Genomic DNA, 15324 nt, shown 5'->3' with positions numbered 1-15324 from the left:
TCAGGAAAGTTCCCGGACGTTTCGGGAAACTACCCGGCGACCAGTGGTTCGCCGCAGTGAACGCAACGATAAACCGCTTCGCCGCGTACTACCCGATTATGACGGCGGACGGTGAGTTGATGTTGCTGGCATTGGCAATGGTAGGGAAAGGTATTGCGCCGTACGGATTGCAGCGCAAATTGATGAGTACGTCTGGCCGGAACGCCCAGCACGCTTTCCATCATCCACTTCCATTCCTTGCCATGCGGAGCCTTGCGTCCGAAGTGCTTCCACACCAACAGATGCGCCAGTTCATGCGGCACGACCTCTGCAATAAAGGTGTCGATGTTTTCCAGCAGTAACACCGGGTTGAGGCGGATTTCGTAGCTCTCCAGCCAGGCGGTGCCCGCCGAGGTGCCGCGTTGCGTATACACCAGTTTCGGCTCCGGATAATGTCTATCGAGCTTGAGGTTCGCCTGGGCGAGATTTTCCCGCAGGCGGCGCATTACGGCCTGCTGAATAGCGATAGGGAGACGAGGGGTTTTCATAGCGGCAGAGAATAGTGCGACGGAAGAGGGACTGCAAGAAAAACGCTTCCCCCTGTTGCAGGAGGAAGCGTGGAGGGATTAGTCGTGGGCGCCGATTTCGCGCAGTTTACGACCTTTCATCAGGTTACGTTCAATGTGTTCCAGCGAAACGTGTTTGGTTTCCGGCACCAGCCACAGGGTCAGCAGGATAAACAGCACGTTCAGGCCAGCGTAGACCCAGAAGGTGTTGGCGTTACCCAGATTGTTCAGCATGGTCAGGAACGTTGCGCCGACGATCATATTGGCGATCCAGTTGGTCGCGGTGGAGCAGGTGATGCCGAAATCGCGGCCTTTCAGCGGTTGGATTTCGGAGCACAGTACCCAAATCAGCGGACCAGCGCTCATCGCAAATCCAATGATGAACATCAGCAGCATAGCGATAGCGAAGTATTGCGCAGACGGCGAATGGATGCCGATGTGCATCATCGTACCCAGAATCCCCATACCAATCGCCATGACCAGGAAGCCCAGCGTCAGGGTAGGTTTGCGACCCCAGCGGTCAACCAGGCCGATAGCGATGAAGGTTGCCAGGACGTTAGTCAGACCAACAATAACGGTGCCCCACATCTGCTCCGTGGTATTTGTGTACCCCGCCAGCTCGAAGATTTTCGGCGCGTAATACATGATGACGTTCATCCCGGTAAATTGCTGCATTACCTGCAACAAAATGCCAAGAAACACGGCGCGGCGGAAGTTGCTGTTCTCTTTGAACAGCGCCCAACCGCTCTGTTTAACCTGCAAACTTTCGCGAATTTCATCAAGCTCACGTTTTGCTTCCGCACTGGTGTCACGCAGGCGCAACAGGACGCGTTCAGCATCATGGAAGCGGCGTTTCGCCGCAAACCAGCGCGGGCTGTCCGGCAGGAAGAAGACGCCGATCAGCAGCAGAATGGCTGGGATGATGATCACGCCGAGCATCCAGCGCCATGCGCCGCTGTAGCTGAACGCGGTATCGGACAGATAAGCGCCCAGAATCCCGATGGTGATCATGAGTTGGTACATTGAGATCATACTGCCGCGAATTTTTTCCGGCGCGATCTCGGACAGGTACAACGGTGCGGTGTAGGAAGCGACGCCGACGGCCAGACCCAGCAGCACGCGAGAAATAATCAGGACTTCAACGTTAGGCGCCGCAGCGGAGAACAGCGAACCGGCGACGAACAGGATAGCGCCGATCATCAGGCTTTTTTTACGACCCAGCTTAAAGGAGAGCCAGCCGCTGCCGACAGCGCCGACGGCCGCGCCAAACATCATGGAGCTGACCACCCATTCCTGAGTGTGTGCGGTAATCTGAAACTCGTCGGTAATGAAGGGTAAAGCACCGGCGATAACGCCGATATCCAGGCCAAAAAGTAATCCTGCCAGGGCTGCAAGAAAGCAGACAAAAAATGTCATGGCCTTGTTGGAACGCCCTTGTTTTTTATTGTCAGGCATTATGCCCTCCGGTTGGGTTAGCAATTTTATCGATGTTAAGAGTAGGTGAGTACGCCGTAAAAAGATGTGAGGCTAATCACAATGGTGTAATCGTTTACACTACTATTTATCTCGGTGATTATTTAATTATCTGAAAAATAATAGTTTTAATAATCTTATAACCATATCAATCGCCTGGTATTCAGACAAAGTTGAAAAATTATGTAATATTTTCATCGCAGAATTAGCATACCGATAGTGATGCGGTCAGTTCTTAATGAAAATGAATGTAACCGCTTTCATGATGACTGAAACTGAATGATAAAAAGTGTAGTCGAAGAAACGAAAGGGGAGAGTGGATTGTGCTGCGCATCACAAAAAGGTCAGTATAAATACACGCTGGAACATCTGATAACGTTGTGTGTATCAGCAATGATAAAGGCCAGCAGGGCGCTGGCCTTGATAAGTACGGTATGGTTTACCTGACTGAAAAACAGCGTCAGGCGCGGGCGATTATTTCAGACCGGCAGCATCGCGCAGCAGTTGCGCTTTGTCGGTTTTTTCCCATGGGAAGTTTTCGCGACCGAAGTGGCCGTAAGCCGCAGTTTCTTTGTAGATCGGGTGCAGCAGATCCAGCATCTGAATCAAGCCGTACGGGCGCAGGTCGAAGAATTCGCGCACCAGCAGAATCAACTGTTCAGCAGGCACTTTTTCAGTACCGAACGTTTCCACCATGATGGACGTCGGCTCCGCTACGCCGATAGCGTAGGAGACCTGGATTTCACAGCGATCCGCCAGACCTGCCGCCACGATGTTTTTCGCGACATAACGCGCAGCGTAAGCTGCAGAACGGTCAACTTTAGACGGATCTTTACCGGAGAAGGCGCCGCCGCCGTGACGCGCCATACCGCCGTAGGTATCAACGATGATCTTACGACCGGTCAGACCACAATCGCCCATCGGGCCGCCGATAACAAAACGCCCGGTTGGGTTGATAAAAAACTTAGTGGACGTATTTAACCATTCAGACGGCAGAATGGGTTTGATGATCTCTTCCATCACCGCTTCTTGCAGCGATTTTTGGTCGATATCTTCTGCGTGCTGCGTAGAGAGAACCACGGCGTCGATACCGACGATTTTGCCGTCGTCATACTGGAAAGTGACCTGGCTTTTTGCATCCGGACGCAACCATGGCAGGGTGCCATTTTTACGCACTTCAGCCTGACGCTGTACCAGACGGTGCGCGTAGGTGATTGGCGCAGGCATCAGTACGTCGGTTTCATTTGTCGCGTAGCCAAACATCAGGCCCTGGTCACCCGCGCCTTGTTCCAGCGGGTCTGCGCGGTCAACGCCCTGGTTGATATCCGGAGACTGTTTGCCAATTGCGCTTAGTACCGCGCAAGAGTTGGCGTCAAAGCCCATGTCGGAATGCACATAGCCAATTTCGCGCACCGTATTACGGGTAATCTCTTCGATATCGACCCAGGCGCTGGTGGTGATCTCACCGCCAACTAAAACTATGCCGGTTTTAACGTAGGTTTCACAGGCGACGCGTGCTTTCGGATCCTGTTGCAGGATAGCATCCAACACGGCATCAGAGATTTGGTCTGCGATTTTGTCAGGATGCCCTTCTGATACGGACTCAGACGTAAAAAGGTGTTTTGCCATATTTAATTTCACCTAAGGAGAATTTAGTTAGCTCAAACTGTTGTGCGGAATAGTCATGACAGAAGATTCTACCATGAGTCTGAAGGTCACTGACACTGGCAGTCTGAGTGTTAATCAGTATGGATGGATTAACATCTGGACGGCTATTTTAGGTCACTTCTTCGCCCAATTTCCAGCTTTTTTTGAAGGCCGTCGCAATGTCGGTCAAAATCAGGCGGTAAACGTTTCTGATAATGCTGACATTATGCGCATTTATGCTTTGCTTTTTTTCTGCGTTCTGGGTATAAAACGCGACGCGCGGCTCATACAAAAGCACACGACGTTTTCTTCGTGTCGCCACTTCCAGCCGGGTTAAAACGTTGCTTTGGCTTGTGGGTTCGTCTTACGAGGCGGCCGTGGAGGTGATACGAGATAATGAACCGTTGTATTCTGCTGAATCTGTCGCATCGTTCTGGTGCGCGCATGTCCCCCGCAATCTGCATCTCTGCTTTGCATACCTGCCGATGTTATACCCATCTCGGCGCTTCTCAGGATTCCAGAGCCGGCAATGGCGCTGAAGACTGAACAAGGGCGCTCTTGTTAACGCAAGAGTTTTCTCGTGGTTTCGCCGAACCGTTATCTGTGAGTTCGGTTACGTGTTTACAATGATATGAAAAAGAAACCGGTCGCGCAGGCGGAGCATCAGCGCTATCTGCTGGAAAATCCGCTTGTCTATGGGTTGTTATCGCGTCTTCGGATTGCGATAGTGGTCAACTGTTTTACACTTGCTAATAAAAATTGAGGTTCGCTATGTCTGACGACATGTCTATGGGTTCGCCTTCGTCAGCAGGCGAACAGGGTGTACTACGCTCCATGCAGGAGGTTGCAATGAGCTCCCAGGAAGCCAGCAAGATGCTGCGCACTTACAATATTGCCTGGTGGGGCAATAACTACTACGACGTCAACGAGCTGGGCCATATTAGCGTATGCCCCGATCCCGACGTACCGGAAGCGCGTGTCGATCTTGCCAAACTGGTGAAAGCGCGCGAAGCGCAAGGCCAGCGTCTGCCGGCGCTGTTCTGCTTCCCGCAGATCCTGCAACACCGTTTGCGTTCAATTAACGCGGCGTTTAAGCGTGCGCGTGAATCTTACGGTTATAACGGCGACTACTTCCTCGTTTATCCGATTAAGGTCAATCAGCATCGCCGCGTGATCGAGTCCCTTATCCATTCCGGTGAACCGTTGGGGCTGGAAGCGGGGTCGAAAGCGGAATTGATGGCGGTGCTGGCGCATGCCGGCATGACCCGTAGCGTGATCGTCTGTAATGGTTATAAAGACCGTGAATACATTCGGCTGGCGTTGATTGGCGAGAAGATGGGCCATAAGGTTTATCTGGTCATCGAAAAGATGTCTGAAATCGCGATTGTGCTGGAAGAAGCTGAGCGCCTGAACGTGGTTCCTCGCCTGGGCGTGCGTGCGCGTCTGGCCTCTCAGGGATCCGGTAAGTGGCAATCCTCCGGCGGCGAAAAATCAAAATTCGGCCTGGCGGCGACGCAGGTGCTGCAACTGGTGGAGACCCTGCGTGACGCCGGGCGTCTGGACAGTCTGCAACTGTTGCACTTCCACCTGGGATCGCAGATGGCGAACATTCGCGATATCGCGACCGGCGTGCGTGAGTCCGCGCGTTTCTATGTTGAGCTGCATAAGCTGGGCGTGAATATCCAGTGCTTCGACGTGGGCGGCGGTCTGGGCGTGGATTATGAAGGTACCCGCTCGCAGTCCGACTGTTCGGTGAACTATGGCCTGAACGAATATGCCAATAACATCATCTGGGCGATTGGCGATGCCTGCGAAGAGCATGGTTTACCGCATCCGACGGTGATTACCGAGTCTGGCCGCGCCGTCACTGCGCACCATACGGTACTGGTCTCTAACATTATCGGCGTGGAGCGTAACGAATACACGGATCCGACTGCCCCTGCTGAAGATGCGCCGCGCGCGCTGCAAAATCTCTGGGAAACCTGGCAGGAGATGCATAAACCTGGCACCCGCCGCTCGCTGCGTGAGTGGCTGCATGATAGCCAAATGGATCTGCACGATATTCATATCGGCTACTCTTCCGGCGCGTTTAGTTTGCAGGAGCGCGCCTGGGCGGAACAACTTTATCTCAGCATGTGCCATGAAGTGCAGAAGCAACTGGACCCGCAAAACCGTGCGCATCGTCCGATTATCGACGAACTGCAAGAGCGAATGGCGGACAAAATGTACGTCAACTTCTCGCTGTTCCAGTCAATGCCGGACGCGTGGGGAATCGATCAGCTCTTCCCGGTGCTGCCGCTGGAAGGGTTAGATCAGGTACCGGAACGTCGTGCCGTGCTGCTGGATATTACCTGTGATTCCGATGGCGCTATCGACCACTATATCGATGGCGACGGTATCGCCACGACGATGCCGATGCCGGAATACGATCCAGAGAATCCGCCGATGCTCGGCTTCTTTATGGTCGGCGCCTATCAGGAGATCCTCGGTAACATGCACAACCTGTTTGGCGATACTGAAGCGGTTGACGTGTTTGTCTTCCCGGATGGTAGCGTCGAGGTTGAGCTGTCGGACGAAGGCGATACCGTTGCGGATATGCTGCAATATGTGCAACTGGATCCGAAAACGCTGTTAACGCATTTCCGCGACCAGGTAAAACAGACGGATCTGGACGATGCGTTGCAGCAGCAGTTCCTTGAGGAATTTGAAGCGGGACTGTACGGTTATACTTATCTTGAAGATGAGTAGCCGTTGATGCCCGGTGGCGCTGCGCTTACCGGGCCTACGAATGCAGGCTGGATAAGGTAAAGCCACCACCCAGCAGAATGCTATACTCACTTGAACCCGTATGAATTAACGGCGATAATTCGCCGCAATAGCGATTTACAAATCAATCCCTTCCTCGTCGGGTTTAACGACGCGGAGGGGATTTTTTTCATCTGTTTTAATGCAACGACTCTAAAAGAGGTCAGGACATGAGCACCTTAGGTCATCAGTACGATAACTCACTGGTTTCTAATGCGTTTGGTTTTTTACGTCTGCCAATGAACTTCCAGCCGTATGACAGCGATGCCGACTGGGTGATCACTGGCGTACCGTTTGATATGGCAACGTCCGGTCGCGCTGGCGGTCGTCATGGCCCGGCGGCGATCCGTCAGGTGTCGACCAACCTCGCCTGGGAACATCACCGTTTCCCGTGGAATTTTGACATGCGCGAGCGCCTGAACGTCGTAGACTGCGGCGATTTAGTGTATGCGTTTGGCGATGCCCGTGAAATGAGCGAAAAATTACAGGCGCACGCTGAAAAACTGCTGTCTGCAGGCAAGCGTATGCTCTCTTTCGGCGGCGACCACTTCGTCACGCTGCCGCTGCTGCGCGCCCACGCGAAACATTTTGGCAAAATGGCGCTGGTACATTTTGACGCGCATACCGATACCTACGCTAACGGCTGCGAATTCGATCACGGCACGATGTTCTACACCGCGCCGAAAGAAGGCCTGATCGATCCGCATCATTCGGTACAGATCGGTATTCGCACTGAGTTTGACAAAGACAATGGCTTTACCGTGCTGGATGCCTGCCAGGTCAACGATCGCGGCGTGGATGATATTCTCGCTCAGGTGAAACAGATCGTCGGCGATATGCCGGTCTATCTGACCTTTGATATCGACTGTCTGGACCCGGCGTTTGCGCCTGGCACCGGTACGCCGGTGATCGGCGGTTTGACCTCCGATCGCGCCATTAAACTGGTACGCGGTCTGAAAGATCTGAACATTGTCGGTATGGATGTAGTGGAAGTCGCGCCGGCTTACGATCAGTCAGAGATCACCGCTCTGGCGGCCGCGACGCTGGCATTAGAAATGCTCTATATCCAGGCGGCGAAGAAGGGCGAGTAAGTTGTTTTGCCGGATGGCACTGCGCTTATCCGGCCTACAGCTGATTGATGCTTGTAGGCCAGATAAGGCGTTCACGCCGCCATCCGGCACTGTTCGGGGGTTATTTGATCCCGTCCGCGCTCATACGATCGCGCACATGCTGTGCGCGTGCGGCGGACGCCGGGTGATCGTCGAACATTGAGCTTTGACGACCCGCTTCCAGTTTTGCCAGTTTCTCAAAGCTGGTAGCGAGTCCTGCCGGACTGATACCGCGTTTGCGCAACAGATCGTAAGAATAATCATCCGCTTCGGACTCCTGACGCTGAGAGAACTGCGAGTTCACCAGTTTTTCGCCAAGATCGCCAAGCTGTGATTGCGACAGGCTGCCGACAACGCCTCCTGCCGATGCCGCCGCGACGCGCACGGCGTTAGTGCCCAGCGCGACCTGCATCCCTTTCTTTACATGACCCAGCGCGACATGGCCCATTTCATGGCCGATCACGGCTTCAACTTCGTTGTCGGTCATCATATCCATCAGTCCGCTGTAGACGCGGATACAACCGTTCGCCATGGCAAACGCGTTGACGTCTTTCGTCTCGTAAACCTTATAGTTCACCGGCTGGCCGTTAATGTTATCCCCCAGCGCGGCGGCAATTTTTGTCAGTCGTTTAGCGTATTCGCTGCTCGCCGGCGCGATTTTCGCTTTGCTGTCGAGCTCTTGACAGGATTGATCGCTCAGCGCTTTTACCTGCGCATCGCTTAACGTATAGGCCTGAAAAGCTTCAGCGCCCGAAGAAAGCAGTCCATTAGAGTCCATATTCTGGCAACCGGTCAGCACCGTCGCCATGCCCAAAGCAAGCAGTAAAGCGCGAATTTTCATTTTTCTCTTCCATACGAATTAATATTATTTTGAAATGCGCCCGTTGCAGATGAATTAGCGCCTGGGTTAAGTATAAAGAAAAGCATGGCAGGCAAGTTAGCTAATTGCGCAACATACGAGCACGATCCGGAGATTTCTGAAGCGGTAAAAGGATGTTCCATGTACATGACGCGCGGCTTGGGGTAAATTGTTGGCAAATTTTCCGGCGTAGCCCAAAACGCGCTGTCGTCAAGTCGTTACGGGCATGGCCTTTCAACATCCGATCTGGAGTCAAAATGTCCTCACGTAAAGAGCTTGCCAATGCTATTCGTGCGCTGAGCATGGACGCAGTACAGAAAGCCAAATCCGGTCACCCGGGTGCCCCGATGGGTATGGCTGACATTGCCGAAGTCCTGTGGCGTGATTTCCTGAACCACAACCCGACCAACCCGTCCTGGGCCGACCGCGACCGCTTTGTGCTGTCCAATGGCCACGGCTCAATGCTGATTTACAGCCTGCTGCACCTCACCGGCTATGACCTGCCGATGTCCGAACTGCAGAATTTCCGTCAGCTACATTCAAAAACCCCTGGTCACCCGGAAGTGGGCTACACCGCTGGTGTTGAAACCACTACTGGCCCGCTGGGTCAGGGTATTGCCAACGCCGTCGGGATGGCGATTGCCGAGAAAACTCTGGCGGCGCAGTTTAACCGTCCTGGCCACGACATCGTTGACCACTTCACCTACGTCTTTATGGGCGACGGCTGCATGATGGAAGGCATTTCTCACGAAGTGTGCTCTCTGGCTGGTACTCTGAAACTGGGCAAACTGATCGCGTTCTATGATGACAACGGTATCTCTATCGATGGTCATGTTGAAGGCTGGTTCACCGATGACACCGCGAAACGTTTTGAAGCCTACGGCTGGCACGTTATCCGTGGCATTGACGGTCATGATGCCGACGCCATTAAACGCGCCACGGAAGAAGCTCGCGCCGTGACTGACAAACCGTCCCTGCTGATGTGCAAAACCATCATCGGTTTCGGTTCGCCGAACAAACAGGGTACCCACGATTCCCACGGCGCGCCGCTGGGCGACGCGGAAATCGCGCTGACCCGCGAACAGTTGGGCTGGAAATACGCGCCGTTCGAAATCCCGTCTGAAATCTACGCCCAGTGGGATGCGAAAGAAGCCGGCCAGGCGAAAGAATCCGCATGGAACGAGAAATTCGCGGCTTATGAGAAAGCCTTCCCGCAGGAAGCTGCTGAATTCACCCGTCGTATGAAAGGCGACATGCCGGCTGACTTCGATGCGAAAGCGAATGAATTCATCGCTAAACTGCAGGCTAACCCGGCGAAAATCGCCAGCCGCAAAGCGTCCCAGAATGCCATCGAAGCCTTCGGTCCGCTGTTGCCGGAATTCCTCGGCGGCTCTGCAGACCTGGCACCGTCTAACCTGACCCTGTGGTCCGGTTCTAAGGCTATCAACGAAGACGCGGCGGGTAACTACATTCACTACGGTGTGCGTGAATTCGGTATGACCGCTATCGCCAACGGTATCGCCCTGCACGGCGGTTTCCTGCCGTACACCTCCACCTTCCTGATGTTCGTCGAATATGCCCGTAACGCAGTGCGTATGGCAGCGTTGATGAAACAGCGTCAGGTGATGGTGTACACCCACGACTCCATCGGTCTGGGCGAAGATGGCCCGACGCACCAGCCGGTCGAGCAGGTGGCAAGCCTGCGCGTAACGCCGAACATGTCCACATGGCGTCCGTGCGACCAGGTGGAATCCGCGGTGGCGTGGAAATATGGCGTAGAGCGCCAGGATGGCCCAACCGCGCTGATCCTCTCCCGTCAGAACCTGGCGCAGCAGGAACGTACTGAAGAGCAACTGGCGAATATCGCCCGCGGTGGTTACGTACTGAAAGATTGTGCGGGCCAGCCGCAGATTATCTTCATTGCGACCGGTTCAGAAGTTGAGCTGGCGGTTGCCGCTTACGAAAAACTGACTGCCGAAGGCGTGAAGGCGCGCGTGGTTTCCATGCCGTCCACCGACGCGTTCGACAAACAGGATGCGGCTTACCGTGAATCCGTGCTGCCGAAGGCGGTCTCTGCGCGTGTGGCGATTGAAGCGGGTATCGCTGACTACTGGTTCAAATACGTCGGCCTGAACGGCGCTATTGTCGGGATGACCACCTTCGGTGAATCCGCTCCGGCAGAGCTGCTGTTTGAAGAGTTTGGCTTCACGGTGGACAACGTGATCGCCAAAGCGAAAGCGCTGCTGTAATCCTTAATACGGCATGAAACGGGTCGCTTCGGCGACCCATTTTTTTAGATACATTTATTTTATCGCTAACAAGACTTTATTTGTGATTTTTATCACAATTTTGATATTTTATTATTTATTGAATTTGCAATTAACATCACAAAATTAAGCTTGCTTTTTATTTTTATAATTATAACAGGTTGTTTTATAGATAAATTATAATCATGTCATTTTAAGCGCTCGCTTTTTCGCCTGGATTGATTTCATTTTGCCGCCCGCGTATTTTATTTTTAACGACAAGTTGTACCCTAAAAATAAAATAAGGATAGTTTATGCGGTTAATAGATTATTTTCCTGAAGCATCTATTACAATAAGACCATTGGCACAAAATTGGCAGGAAGCTGTTGATTTTTCCATGTCATCACTTTTGGCTAATCGTTATATAAATGAAAATTATATTCAGGCTATCAAAGATTCAACAATCAGTAATGGTCCTTACTATATTCTGGCACCTGGTGTCGCGATGCCTCATGCTCGCCCCGAATGCGGCGCGTTAAAAACCGGGATGTCATTAACATTGCTCAGGCAGGATGTGCAGTTTACCGACGAGGATGACGGCATAAAATTATTAATCGGCCTGTCAGCAGCAGATTCAGATTCACATATTGGCGCTATTCAGGCGTTAAGCGAACTATTATGTGAAGAGGATGTTTTAGCGGCGTTATTAGCTGCGAAATCAGAAAAAGAGCTGGCGGATATTATAGCTCGCGCATAATTATTCTCTCCTTTACAGGATATTAATATGGAACACAAGTCTGCTCGTGCAAAGGTCCAGGCTTTTGGGGGATTTTTGACCGCGATGGTCATTCCCAATATCGGCGCTTTTATTGCCTGGGGTTTTATCACTGCATTATTTATTCCAACCGGATGGATGCCAAATGAGCATTTCGCCAAAATTGTCGGCCCGATGATTACTTATTTACTGCCGGTGATGATTGGTTCTACCGGTGGACATCTGGTCGGTGGAAAGCGTGGCGCCGTGATGGGGGGAATTGGCACCATTGGCGTTATCATCGGTGCTGATATCCCCATGTTTCTTGGCTCAATGATTATGGGACCTCTCGGCGGTCTGGTCATTAAATATATTGATCGGTTGCTGGAAAAGCGGATTCCCGCCGGTTTTGAGATGGTGATTAATAACTTCTCGCTGGGTATCGCCGGGATGATTTTGTGCCTGCTGGGTTTTGAAGTGATTGGTCCGGCGGTACTTATTGCCAATAACTTTGTGAAGGAGTGTATTGAATCATTGGTACATGCGGGCTATCTGCCGCTGCTGTCTTTAATCAATGAACCGGCAAAAATCCTCTTTTTGAACAATGCCATCGATCAGGGCGTTTATTATCCGCTGGGAATGCAACAGGCGTCGGAAACCGGAAAGTCCATTTTCTTTATGGTGGCCTCTAACCCGGGGCCTGGCTTAGGTTTGCTGCTTGCCTTTACGCTATTCGGCAAAGGAATGGCAAAGAAATCTGCGCCTGGCGCCATGATTATCCATTTCCTCGGGGGGATTCATGAGCTCTATTTCCCCTATGTACTGATGAAGCCATTAACACTCATCGCCATGATTGCCGGCGGGATGAGCGGAACATGGGTGTTTAACCTGCTGGATGGCGGCCTGGTTGCAGGGCCAAGCCCGGGGTCAATTTTCGCTTACCTGGCGCTGACGCCGAAAGGTTCTTTCCTTGCTACGATTGCTGGCGTAACGGCGGGAACGGCAGTGACCTTTATTATCACCGCTTTCATTTTGAAAATGGAAAAAAGTAGCGAAGCCGACAGCGAAGATACTTTTAGTGATTCCGCTAAAGCGGTGAAAGCCATGAAGCAAGAAGGCAAATTTTCATATCGCGACGTGAAACGTATCGCCTTTGTCTGCGATGCGGGGATGGGCTCCAGCGCAATGGGCGCCACAACGTTCCGCCGACGTCTGGAAAAGGCGGGCCTGACTATCGACGTTAAACATTACGCTATCGAAAATGTACCGGATGATGCCGATATTATCGTTACCCACGCCAGCCTTGAAGGACGGGTTAAGCGAGTCAGCGATAAGCCCTTAATACTTATTAAAAACTATATTGGCGATCCGTGCCTTGATGATTTATTTAACCATTTGACATCGAATTAATATTTCAGGTTTCTGGAGTAAATATGAAAACGAAAGTAGCTGCTATATATGGCAAGCGGGATGTCCGTATCCGTGAGTTTGAATTACCCGACATTACGGAGAATGAACTGCTCGTAAGCGTAATTTCCGACAGCGTATGTCTCTCTACCTGGAAAGCCGCTTTATTAGGCAGTGAACATAAACGAGTGCCAGATGATCTGGAAAATCATCCAGTCATTACGGGGCATGAATGTGCTGGAATTATCGTCGAAGTAGGAAAAAATCTGACTGATAAATATAAAAAAGGACAGCGTTTTGTTTTACAACCGGCGATGGGCCTGCCGAGCGGTTATTCTGCTGGCTACAGTTACGAATATTTTGGCGGTAACGCCACGTACATGATAATCCCGGAAGTAGCGATTAATCTGGGCTGTGTTTTACCGTATCACGGCTCATATTTTGCCGCGGCATCGCTGGCGGAACCGATGTGCTGCATTATTGGCGCTTATAACGCCAATTACCATACAACACCTTATGTTTATGAACATCGGATGGGAGTCAAACCCGGCGGTAATATCGCGCTCCTGGCCTGTGCCGGACCGATGGGCATTGGTGCGATTGATTATGCCATTAACGGCGGGATCCAGCCGGCGCGAGTTGTGGTGGTCGATATCGATGAAGCCCGCCTGGCGCAGGCTAAAAAACTGCTGCCGGTCAAACAGGCCGCTGAGAAGGGCATTGAGCTTATCTATGTGAATACCGCGGGCATGGCTGATCCTGCTGCGCAACTTCGGACATTAACCGATGGCGCAGGATTTGATGATGTCTTTGTTTATGCCGCCGTTCCGTCCGTCGTTGAAATGGCTGACGATCTTCTCGCCGAAGACGGTTGCCTGAATTTCTTTGCCGGGCCGACAGATAGCCAGTTCAAGGTACCGTTTAATTTCTACAATGTGCATTACAACAGTACCCATGTCGTAGGGACATCTGGCGGCTCCACAGAGGATATGAAAGAGGCTATTACGTTAAGCGCAACAGGACAGCTTCAGCCTTCATTCATGGTGACGCATATTGGTGGGCTGGATGCAGTACCGGACACCGTACTCAACCTGCCGGATATTCCCGGCGGTAAGAAGCTTATCTATAACGGCGTCACCATGCCGCTGACGGCGATTACTGATTTCGCCGAAAAAGGAAAAACGGATCCGTTGTTCAGGGAGCTGGCGCGTCTGGTTGAAGAGACGCACGGCATCTGGAACGAAAAAGCGGAAAGATACCTGCTGGCGCAATTTGGCGTGGATATCGGGGAGGCGGCATGATGTCTCTGGCATGGCCGCTATTTCGCATTACGGAGCAGGCAGCACTGGCTGCCTGGCCGCAAACGGGATGCGGCGATAAGAACAGAATTGATGGGCTGGCTGTTACCGCGATGCGACAGGCATTGAATGATATCGCCATCCGTGGGCGGATCGTCATCGGCGAGGGGGAGATCGATCATGCACCCATGTTATGGATTGGCGAGGAGGTGGGTAACGGCGAGGGGCCGGAGGTGGATATCGCCGTCGATCCTATAGAAGGCACCCGAATGGTCGCCATGGGACAAAGTAATGCGCTGGCCGTCATGGCGTTTGCGCCCCGGGGCAGCTTGTTACATGCGCCCGATATGTATATGAAAAAGCTGGTTGTAAATCGGCAGGCGAAAGGCGTGATCAATCTGGCGTTATCGTTAACCGATAACCTGCGAAATGTCGCCAGGGCGCTAAATAAGCCGCTGGAGGATCTGCGTATGGTCACGTTAGATAAACCGCGGCTGAAACCGGCCATTACACAGGCGACGCAACTTGGGGTTAAGGTATTCGCTCTCCCCGATGGTGATGTGGCGGCCAGCGTCCTGACCTGTTTGCAGGATAACCCTTATGATCTGATGTATACCATTGGCGGCGCGCCTGAAGGCGTAATTTCCGCCTGTGCGGTAAAAGCGCTGGGCGGTGATATGCAGGCGGAGCTACTCGACTTTTGTGAAGCGAAAGGGGACAACGCTGACAACCGCCTGGTGGCGCAACAGGAGCGTCAACGCTGCGAAGAAATGGGCGTTGCGGTTAACCGTGTCTACACCCTTGACGAGCTGGCTGCCGGTAACGACATTCTCTTTAGCGCGACGGGCGTTACGGGCGGCGATCTGGTTAACGGGATCCAACGGGTTGCGAACGGTGTGCGCACGCAAACTTTACTTTTACTGATCGGTAGCGCAGATCGAACGTGTAATATTATAGACTCTCTGCATTCATGGTGACTTATCCCCGTCATTCTTCACGTTGCAAGTACGTTGGCGACGCGCGTTCACACCAGTCACTTACTCATGTAAGCTCCTGGTGGTTCTCTCTCTTGCCGCTTGTCTGCAACTCGAATTATTTAGGGTATATACTCTGGGCTTTTCAGGATGAAGGACGGTGGCAAGTCCACGCCCACCTGTAGCTTGAAAGACGATGAGTATAT

Annotated in this window: 14 protein-coding genes; 10 read left to right on the top strand and 4 right to left on the bottom strand. The window is 52.4% G+C overall.

All coding sequences use genetic code 11. The annotated features are described in order from the left end of the window. Positions 1–29: 29 nt before the first annotated feature. From NA389_RS13595 to metK, 3 genes are all read right to left on the bottom strand, one after another. Positions 30–527, bottom strand: coding sequence for a SprT family zinc-dependent metalloprotease (locus NA389_RS13595; protein ID WP_000856775.1), 498 nt, complete (start codon positions 525–527; stop codon positions 30–32). 78 nt (positions 528–605) lie between these two features. Further along, the gene (gene galP / locus NA389_RS13590) at positions 606–2000 is read right to left on the bottom strand and encodes a galactose/proton symporter (protein ID WP_001113171.1); all 1395 of its coding nucleotides are present in this window, start codon (positions 1998–2000) and stop codon (positions 606–608) included. Positions 2001–2492: 492 nt separating this feature from the next. Further along, the gene (gene metK / locus NA389_RS13585) at positions 2493–3647 is read right to left on the bottom strand and encodes a methionine adenosyltransferase (protein WP_438795985.1); all 1155 of its coding nucleotides are present in this window, start codon (positions 3645–3647) and stop codon (positions 2493–2495) included. 55 nt (positions 3648–3702) lie between these two features. On the opposite strand from metK, the gene NA389_RS13580 reads away from it, so the two are divergent. The 5 genes from NA389_RS13580 (at position 3703) to speB (ending at position 7561) form a co-directional block, all read left to right on the top strand. Beyond that, positions 3703–4002 carry a hypothetical protein gene (locus NA389_RS13580; RefSeq protein WP_001543499.1) on the top strand — a complete coding sequence of 100 codons (300 nt, stop codon included), beginning with the start codon at positions 3703–3705 and terminating at the stop codon, positions 4000–4002. A gap of 59 nt (positions 4003–4061) precedes the next feature. Then, a complete protein-coding gene (locus NA389_RS13575; protein ID WP_001751809.1) occupies positions 4062–4211 on the top strand; it encodes a hypothetical protein in 150 nt (49 codons plus the stop codon). Between the two features lie 85 nt (positions 4212–4296). After that, positions 4297–4428 carry an acid stress response protein YqgB gene (yqgB, locus tag NA389_RS13570; RefSeq protein ID WP_000729109.1) on the top strand — a complete coding sequence of 44 codons (132 nt, stop codon included), beginning with the start codon at positions 4297–4299 and terminating at the stop codon, positions 4426–4428. 8 nt (positions 4429–4436) lie between these two features. Continuing rightward, positions 4437–6413, top strand: a complete 1977-nt coding sequence (speA, locus tag NA389_RS13565) for a biosynthetic arginine decarboxylase (RefSeq protein ID WP_001278580.1) — start codon at positions 4437–4439, stop codon at positions 6411–6413. A 227-nt stretch (positions 6414–6640) separates the two neighbouring features. Further along, a complete protein-coding gene (speB, locus tag NA389_RS13560) occupies positions 6641–7561 on the top strand; it encodes an agmatinase (protein ID WP_000105550.1) in 921 nt (306 codons plus the stop codon). A 100-nt stretch (positions 7562–7661) separates the two neighbouring features. On the opposite strand, the gene NA389_RS13555 is transcribed toward speB, so the two are convergent. Next, on the bottom strand, positions 7662–8420 hold the full coding sequence (locus NA389_RS13555) for a M48 family metallopeptidase (RefSeq protein WP_000701825.1): 759 nt from the start codon (positions 8418–8420) through the stop codon (positions 7662–7664). A 275-nt stretch (positions 8421–8695) separates the two neighbouring features. Between NA389_RS13555 and tkt the strand changes: the two genes are divergently transcribed. From tkt to glpX, 5 genes are all read left to right on the top strand, one after another. Further along, on the top strand, positions 8696–10687 hold the full coding sequence (gene tkt, locus NA389_RS13550) for a transketolase (protein ID WP_000098648.1): 1992 nt from the start codon (positions 8696–8698) through the stop codon (positions 10685–10687). Between the two features lie 311 nt (positions 10688–10998). Further along, a complete protein-coding gene (cmtB, locus tag NA389_RS13545; RefSeq protein ID WP_001518319.1) occupies positions 10999–11442 on the top strand; it encodes a PTS mannitol transporter subunit IIA in 444 nt (147 codons plus the stop codon). 27 nt (positions 11443–11469) lie between these two features. Next, entirely contained in the window at positions 11470–12849 is a 1380-nt protein-coding gene (locus NA389_RS13540) for a PTS mannitol transporter subunit IICB (RefSeq protein WP_000400411.1), read from the top strand. 23 nt (positions 12850–12872) lie between these two features. Next, complete coding sequence (locus tag NA389_RS13535) at positions 12873–14147, top strand: zinc-binding dehydrogenase (RefSeq protein ID WP_000853171.1); 1275 nt, start codon at positions 12873–12875, stop codon at positions 14145–14147. Beyond that, complete coding sequence (gene glpX, locus NA389_RS13530; RefSeq protein ID WP_001667039.1) at positions 14144–15121, top strand: class II fructose-bisphosphatase; 978 nt, start codon at positions 14144–14146, stop codon at positions 15119–15121. Before NA389_RS13535 ends, glpX begins: the two co-directional genes overlap by 4 nt. Positions 15122–15324: the final 203 nt, after the last annotated feature.

The organism is Salmonella sp. NW645 (assembly GCF_051703725.1).
Lineage (GTDB): Bacteria > Pseudomonadota > Gammaproteobacteria > Enterobacterales > Enterobacteriaceae > Salmonella > Salmonella enterica.
This window is presented reverse-complemented; position numbering and strand designations above follow the sequence as displayed.

Coding starts and splice junctions, on each gene's coding strand:
- yqgB (WP_000729109.1), top strand. CDS start 4,297: ATGAAAAAGAAACCGGTCGCGCAGGCGGAGCATCAGCGCTATCTGCTG.
- NA389_RS13535 (WP_000853171.1), top strand. CDS start 12,873: ATGAAAACGAAAGTAGCTGCTATATATGGCAAGCGGGATGTCCGTATC.
- NA389_RS13575 (WP_001751809.1), top strand. CDS start 4,062: ATGAACCGTTGTATTCTGCTGAATCTGTCGCATCGTTCTGGTGCGCGC.
- tkt (WP_000098648.1), top strand. CDS start 8,696: ATGTCCTCACGTAAAGAGCTTGCCAATGCTATTCGTGCGCTGAGCATG.
- cmtB (WP_001518319.1), top strand. CDS start 10,999: ATGCGGTTAATAGATTATTTTCCTGAAGCATCTATTACAATAAGACCA.
- galP (WP_001113171.1), bottom strand. CDS start 2,000: ATGCCTGACAATAAAAAACAAGGGCGTTCCAACAAGGCCATGACATTT.
- NA389_RS13540 (WP_000400411.1), top strand. CDS start 11,470: ATGGAACACAAGTCTGCTCGTGCAAAGGTCCAGGCTTTTGGGGGATTT.
- NA389_RS13580 (WP_001543499.1), top strand. CDS start 3,703: ATGACAGAAGATTCTACCATGAGTCTGAAGGTCACTGACACTGGCAGT.
- speB (WP_000105550.1), top strand. CDS start 6,641: ATGAGCACCTTAGGTCATCAGTACGATAACTCACTGGTTTCTAATGCG.
- metK (WP_438795985.1), bottom strand. CDS start 3,647: ATGGCAAAACACCTTTTTACGTCTGAGTCCGTATCAGAAGGGCATCCT.
- NA389_RS13595 (WP_000856775.1), bottom strand. CDS start 527: ATGAAAACCCCTCGTCTCCCTATCGCTATTCAGCAGGCCGTAATGCGC.
- speA (WP_001278580.1), top strand. CDS start 4,437: ATGTCTGACGACATGTCTATGGGTTCGCCTTCGTCAGCAGGCGAACAG.
- glpX (WP_001667039.1), top strand. CDS start 14,144: ATGATGTCTCTGGCATGGCCGCTATTTCGCATTACGGAGCAGGCAGCA.
- NA389_RS13555 (WP_000701825.1), bottom strand. CDS start 8,420: ATGAAAATTCGCGCTTTACTGCTTGCTTTGGGCATGGCGACGGTGCTG.